At 38.1% G+C, this 7122-nt stretch carries 5 protein-coding genes; 2 read left to right on the top strand and 3 right to left on the bottom strand.

Annotated features, from left to right (window positions below):
• Positions 1 to 29 precede the first annotated feature (29 nt).
• From ABWO41_RS13580 to ABWO41_RS13570, 3 genes are all read right to left on the bottom strand, one after another.
• Complete coding sequence (locus tag ABWO41_RS13580) at positions 30 to 455, bottom strand: DUF4783 domain-containing protein (RefSeq protein ID WP_353138992.1); 426 nt, start codon at positions 453 to 455, stop codon at positions 30 to 32.
• Between the two features lie 145 nt (positions 456 to 600).
• Positions 601 to 3030: a zinc-dependent metalloprotease gene (locus tag ABWO41_RS13575; protein ID WP_353138989.1), complete on the bottom strand. Its 2430-nt coding sequence runs from the start codon at positions 3028 to 3030 to the stop codon at positions 601 to 603.
• A 41-nt stretch (positions 3031 to 3071) separates the two neighbouring features.
• A complete protein-coding gene (locus ABWO41_RS13570) occupies positions 3072 to 4277 on the bottom strand; it encodes a retropepsin-like aspartic protease (protein WP_353138986.1) in 1206 nt (401 codons plus the stop codon).
• Positions 4278 to 4411: 134 nt separating this feature from the next.
• On the opposite strand from ABWO41_RS13570, the gene ABWO41_RS13565 reads away from it, so the two are divergent.
• On the top strand, positions 4412 to 5698 hold the full coding sequence (locus ABWO41_RS13565; RefSeq protein WP_353138983.1) for a D-alanyl-D-alanine carboxypeptidase: 1287 nt from the start codon (positions 4412 to 4414) through the stop codon (positions 5696 to 5698).
• Between the two features lie 237 nt (positions 5699 to 5935).
• Complete coding sequence (locus ABWO41_RS13560; protein ID WP_353138980.1) at positions 5936 to 6634, top strand: SDR family oxidoreductase; 699 nt, start codon at positions 5936 to 5938, stop codon at positions 6632 to 6634.
• Positions 6635 to 7122 lie beyond the last annotated feature (488 nt).

Below are 7122 nucleotides of genomic sequence, written 5' to 3'. Positions count from 1 at the left end.
AGACACCCTCTTTACAAGCTAAACCAATATTATTTAAAAACAGAATTCACTTCAGTTATTTTCCAGCCTCTGTCTGTTTTAGTTAAAGAAATAATATTCTCCCGGGTAAAATGTTCGTATTTCATGCTTACGTTTACGATTGCATAGTTATCACTTTGAGTAATAACATTGTGGGTAATATCACAGTTTTGGACAACATTAGAAGCATTTTTATTGTGTTTTAAAGCCTGCTCTTTTCCATAAGTTAACAGTTGCCCGTTTCTGTTAATATTAATTTTAACCTGATCAGAAAGTATATCTGCAAGGTTTTCATTATATCCTGACTTAAGCGATTGGATATAATTGTCTACACTAAAAGCCAGTGTTTTTTGAGCACTGTTTTTGTCTTTGGCAAAAGACATACTACTAACCAACATCAAGGCCAGTATCAGGTAAATGTTTTTTAGAGTTTTCATATCGATTTCTTTTAATAATTAGTTTCTGGTTTTTTAAATAAGATTGCAGTACCTGTCCATTCGTTACAAAAAATTTTCACTTTTTTATAACAAAAAAGGCAACCGATTTTCACCGGTTGCCTTTTTGCCTTTTGTGTTTATACGTCTACTTAGGATTTAAGACTTTATCTATTCTTGCTAAAGCATCATTTAAATGCGCTTTTAATAAAGTATCATTATATTTTGGCAATGCCCGTTTAATGTCTGCTTGTAAAATCTTAAGCTGCTCGCGAGCCATTGGCTTCACATCAGAAATATCGGCACCGGTTTGATTCATCAAAGCCTCTAACCGGTTAATATAAGTTCTTTGTAAACTTCTTCTATAGCTATCTATATTTGCGCCAGCAGTCAATTCTGTCCACACCGAATTTTTAAGATCGGTAAATAAATCTTGTATAGAATATGCTTTATTTCCATTTTTACGGGTGTTATCCAGTACTCGTGATAATCTGCCCTGTTCTATAATTCCAGCTAAAATATTGGCTTGCATAGCTGTTACAGAAGAAAACATTTGCCCATTATCTATTTTAGAAAGCTGTTTTTCATCTATCAACCAATTCGGTGTTTTAAAGGCTTCTTCTGCAATAAACTTCAAAGCGTTTTTTTGTTTGGCTTTTTCCACATGGGTAAACACACTACCTTCCTGATCGTAAGTTTTCGGATTCTCATAGATTCCACCAATACTGGTTCTGACATGTCCCATATAACGGTTAAACTGTACAATAACTTCCTGATACAGTTCAACCAAATCGCTGTAAGGCTGGCCTTCCTGATAGGTCCATTTCTCTATATTCGGCAGTATACGTTTTAAATTCGCGATGCCATATCGGGAAGCTTTAATGGCATCATCACCCAAATCTTCGGACTGCGACCTTGGGTCTGAGGCCAAACCCTGTCTTCCATAGAAATAAATAGGATCTTTCAATTGTGCTATGGTCCATTTATTCAGTCTTTTGGCTGTTTCCTCAACAGACTCATTCTCGTCAAACCAGGTATATCCCCATTTGATAGCCCATTTATCATAAGGTCCAATGCCCGGATACAACAGAACACCTCTGTCTCCCGGTTGCGCAATATAATTAAACCTGGCATAATCCATAATAGAAGGTGCGGTTCCACCCATTCTCTGAGTAAAACTGGCCGAACGTAACGAGTCGACCGGGTAGGCCGAACTGGATCCAAAATTATGTGCTAATCCCAGCGTATGCCCCACCTCGTGTGAAGATACAAAACGGATTAACTGCCCCATCACTTCGTCTTTAAACTTGGGCGCTCTGGCCTCTGGATTTACCGCAGCTGTCTGCACAAAAAACCAATTCCGCAATAAGTTCATCACATTATGATACCAACCAATATCAGATTCTATGATTTCTCCCGATCGCGGATCGGCCACGTGTGGACCATATGCATTTGGAATATTAGATGCAAAATACCTGATTACCGAATAACGGGAATCTTCCGGCGACCAGTCCGGATCATCAGTTGGTGCTTCCAGACAAGTTATGGCATTTTTAAAGCCAGCAGCTTCAAAAGCCGTATTCCAGTCTTTAACACCTTGTATTAAATAAGGTCGCCACTTTTTTGGTGTTGCCGGGTCCAGATAAAATACGATCTGTTTTTTAGGCTCTACCAGCTCGCCCCGTTTATACGCTTCCGGATCTTTAGGCTCCAGCCTCCATCTTCTTATATATCTGGTTTGTGCAGCTCTCTGCTGGTCTAAACCATAATCTGTCTGTCGCTGAGAAAAGAATCCAACCCGCTGATCGTATAACCGTGGTTTCATAGCTATTTTGGGCAAAAGCACCATAGATGTATTAAACTCTATGGTTAAAGAGCCTAAAGACTGGTCTCCCGGCGGCGCCGTTGCAATATAGGTCTTTACCGTTCTGGCTTCTATATTCAGCGGAAAAGACTTCACGGTATCAATATACGAACGGGATTCATCTATACGCTGTACTTTATAGCTTAATCGCTCTGCCTGAGGAAGGCCAATCGCAGCTATGTCTTTTGCAAAAAAATCATTTACCTCTATTACCCAGCTGCTCGAATCTTTTCCGTAAGCTTTAATATCAAAAGAGGCTAAAATAGGAGCAAGGTTAGAATTTCTTACCGACTCGTACATCTCAGAATCTTTACCGGCAACGTTGGTGTAAGAAGGTACCTTTATTAATATTTTCTTCCCTATCTTTTCCCAGATCCAAACCTGCGAGTTAACTTCTTCTCCACCATAAGTCCCATCTTTAGGAGGGGTTTTAGCATAGCGGGTAACACTCAGCATCTCACGTCCCAATAACGAATCGGGAATTTCATAATAGAATTTGTCATCCAGTGAATAGACGTTGAACAAACCACTATCTCTTTTAGCATTGGATTTTATCACTTCGGAAAAAGCTTTTAAAGCACCTGGCTTAGGCTGTGGTTTCTGGAGGACAATAGGTGTCGCATTTTTAGTTGCTTTCTTTTTAGATTTGCAAGACGATATCGCTATCAACGATACCATACAAGCGAAAGCTATTTTCGGAAAGAGTTTATTCATACACTATTTAATAAATGCCCAATATAATTATTCTGGAATAATTATATCTTTTTCTCTAACCTGATCTCAGTTTTGTGTATGCGATTGTTACGTTTAACTGTAATGGGTATACGTTTCCCATTGCCTGACCGTAATATCTGGTAAATTTCATCTAACCTCAACACCGATGCTGACTTAGAATCTAAACTGAAAAGAATATCTCCTTCCTGTAAATCTTCATGGCTTCCATTGCCGGTAATCTTGCTGATTTTGTATTGGTTGTATTTCTCTCCGGTTGCTACAATCTCTATATCACTCATATTGTATTCTACCTCCGGAAGTTCTTTAAAATAAGGCGATAGGGCTATATATCCACGTTTATAATCATAAACTACATCATAATACTGTAGGAACTGACTCCCCAGACTTCCGTTTCTGGCTACAGACCGACTCACTTTCTCTCCTACATCTTCAAAAACAGGAAACGAAGTCAGTAAATTACGAATCGACAACTGCTGAATTTTAAGTTCCTTAATCCTGCCAAAATACCCCCTTATACGGCCTTCTAATCCCATGCCCAGATAACCACTAATGGTAGAGTCGGGAAGGGGAAAACTGTTATTTTCCCAGGTCTCTAAAGCCAGTGTATGTTCACCGCCTGAGTCGATAAGCAATTTTAACGGATAGGTTTTTCCTTCATGGGTTAATATATTAACGCTGCAATATGGCCTTCGCTTTTCTAAAGATATCGGTATACGGATATTTCTTTTTTTAGACAATTCATAGTGCTTATCACTACAAATCATATAACCATACTGAATAGAAGTTTTAACAGTAAAACTGTTAAAAAAATCGAACCCTATTAAACCGTGAATGGGCATTCCGGCATATGCAGATAAGTTAGTCTGCTGATCCTGGAGAATAACTGCGCCCAATCTTTTTGCTTCTATCTTACCTATTTTTACATGTATACCTGGTGTAACAAAAGCCACAAGCTCCTTTTGCTCTCCCAAACCACCTATTTCTATCCTACGAATATAATCCAGATTCAACGAATCTTTTAAAGAAGCGTCTGTGATCAGCATCAGGTCCACTCCAGAATCCAATACAAAATTAAAGGGCCCCTTTTTATTTAAATAAGTTTGTAAAATGATTAAACTTCCCGATTTTATAAGAGGAAGTCTCACTCTCTTTTTCCCTTCAGGTAATGAAAATGCATCTTCAGGCTGAGCGTTGCTTGCTTGAACGTTCAGAAGAAAAAATAACACAGTCAATATCTTAAACAGGAAAGTCATCGTTATTAGTACAACAATTTATCAACTTCTGTGTTGATTTTAAATATTTATTGTTTTTAACTAAGATTTAGCTGAATTTTGCGTAATCAGAACATACTATTTCTCCTATGAACAAATTCCTGAGCCTCTTTTTATTGGCTTCTTTAATGTTTAATCCCTGCTTTTCGCAGAAAAAGAAAAAACAATCCGGGGTAAATCCTCTTGCTCAAAAATTTACTGAAACCGAGAATAGTTACCTAACGGGCTTTGTACTTAAAGATATGCAAAGTGGAAGTATGGTTTATGAACATAATGCCAACAAAAACTTTGTTTTAGGATCCAATACAAAAATATTTACTCTACTGGGAGGGCTACATATCCTGAAGGATTCTATTGCATCATTTCAGTATGTAATCAAAGCTGATTCCCTCATTATTTGGCCAATGGGCGACCCAACCTTTTTGCATAGCGAATTCAGCAAACAACCGGCATTTGATTTTCTTAAAGAAACCAGCAAGCACATTTATCTTGCACATGGCCGTTATAAAGGCGGAAAGTTCGGAGAAAAATGGGCCTGGGATAATTACGACAGAGACATTCAGACAGAAATAACTGATTTCCCGATTTATGGAAATGTGGTTTCTTATAAAATACTGCCAAATGGAAAAAGCAATATCTGTCCCGATTTAGCAACAATGTATTTTGCGGAAAACACCACTTCCAATGGAGCTAAAAGAATAAGCAGGCTTGCGGAAAACAATAATTTAAGAATACCCGCAAACCTTCAATCGGGTTATTTCCAGAAAATCCCTTTAACACTCGACCCATCATTACAGGCAGGTTTACTAACCGACACACTTTTAGCGGCCGGACATTCCACAACTTCTGTAGTAGCAATTCAAAAAGCAAACATCCCTGCTAAATATTCGGTTAAATACAATGCTAAAACTTTGAATGTATATAAAGCTTTGCTAAAAAATAACGAAAGCTTGTTTGGCGAACAGCTCCTGCTTAATTATTGTGCAAGTTTAAATAAACCACTCTCAACCGAAGCAGGAATTCAGGAGTCTTTAAAGTACTTTACTTTTCCAAAAGAAAACTTATCGTGGAAAGATGGCAGTGGTCTTTCTCCGTTAAATATGAGCACACCAAATACTATTGTTGCGGCGCTTGAACAGATAAATACAAAAGTCAACAATCCGGATCTTATGTTTAAGATATTCGGAGGAAACAAAACAGATAATATATATGCTCAACAAGGAGGTCTGGAAAACACCTATAATACCAGCGGATATATTATTGGCAAATCTGGTAAAAAATATGTTTTCTCTTTTTTAAACAACAATGTGAATAATCCGGGGGAAACTAAAGTTTATGTAAATAATCTTTTGAAGTTTATTCAGGAAAATTATTAATAATCTAAACCGGTTAGAGCGCTGTTCGTCAATTTAGATTAACCCATATGCGCCATTCTTCTCTCGCTTTGGACGAGAGAAGCAACCCACAAGAAAAGTGTTACTTTTATAATGGGATGCTTCGTTACACTCAGCAAGACGAATGATGAAGGTTTCCGCCTAAAATGACGTCTATGCAAATGCTTTCGAGAAGGAGAAATAGCTTAATTTTACATTTCGCAGCAAAAAACAAATGATATGAATTTAGAAAATAAAGTGGCCTACATTACCGGAGGCACTAAGGGAATTGGCCTCGGCATTGCCAAATCATTAATAAATGCCGGTTTAAAAGTTGCTATATCTGGTAGAAAAGCATTAGATACTGAAAAATTAAAAGCTGAACTGGGAAGCGATGTTTTGATTATCGCTTCTGATGTTCGGAATTTCGAAGATGAACAAAAGGCTGTAGAACAGATTGTAAGTAAATTTGGTAAACTGGATGTTGTAATTGCTAATGCGGGACTGGGTAAATTTGCTCCAATTGATGAATTAAGTCTGGAAGATTGGAATGCCATGATTGACACCAACCTAACGGGCGTTTTCCATACTTTGAAAGCAAGTGTAGCACAACTGAAAGCAAACAAAGGTCATTACATTTCCATTGCAAGTCTGGCCGGCACCAATTTTTTTGCAGGTGGTGCGGCATATAATGCTTCTAAATTTGGGGTTGTTGGGTTTACACAGGCCGCCATGTTGGATTTACGTGATTATGATGTAAAAACAACCACCATTATGCCTGGTTCTGTAACTTCTCATTTCAATGAGCATGTGCCAAACGACGCTGACGGCTGGAAAATACAACCTGAAGATATTGGACAAATAGTGGTCGATTTATTGAAACTCAATCCAAATGTACTTCCATCTAAAATTGAAGTTCGTCCAACTAAAACAAAATAGCATTTTGCTCACATAAGGTGTTCGCCGATTGCGATGCTGCTTTACAATCCGGAATGAGGGTGCCAAAAAAGGTTCATGGGAAAAGGCTCTCTCTAGAGTACTTAGGAAAGAGAGACCTGCCTGTTGACAGACAAGTCTCCTCCTAATTTGTCGAAGTGATAATGTTTTTTTGTCTTTTTAGATATCCCTCTCAGAATATCGGGATCGCATATAGATCAAGTTAAAAGTCCCGCCCCTTGGTACAATGTTTCTGCTATGAAACACCATTTCTTAAATTTTGCATTTCCAACTCACCCTACCGTCCGACAGCCAGGCTCGGGAAGAGGGGATTCATATCGACGGCAGGAGATATCTCCGCAGTGAGCAATACTGACAACAGCTAAGTAATTTCCTCTGTTATCTTTATCTCCTTTCGATACTCAATACCTGCTACTTGATACTCAATACCTGCTACTTGATACTCAATACCACCTATTTTCAAAATTTCT

The organism is Pseudopedobacter sp., from assembly GCF_040392825.1.
Lineage (GTDB): Bacteria > Bacteroidota > Bacteroidia > Sphingobacteriales > Sphingobacteriaceae > Pseudopedobacter.
This window is presented reverse-complemented; position numbering and strand designations above follow the sequence as displayed.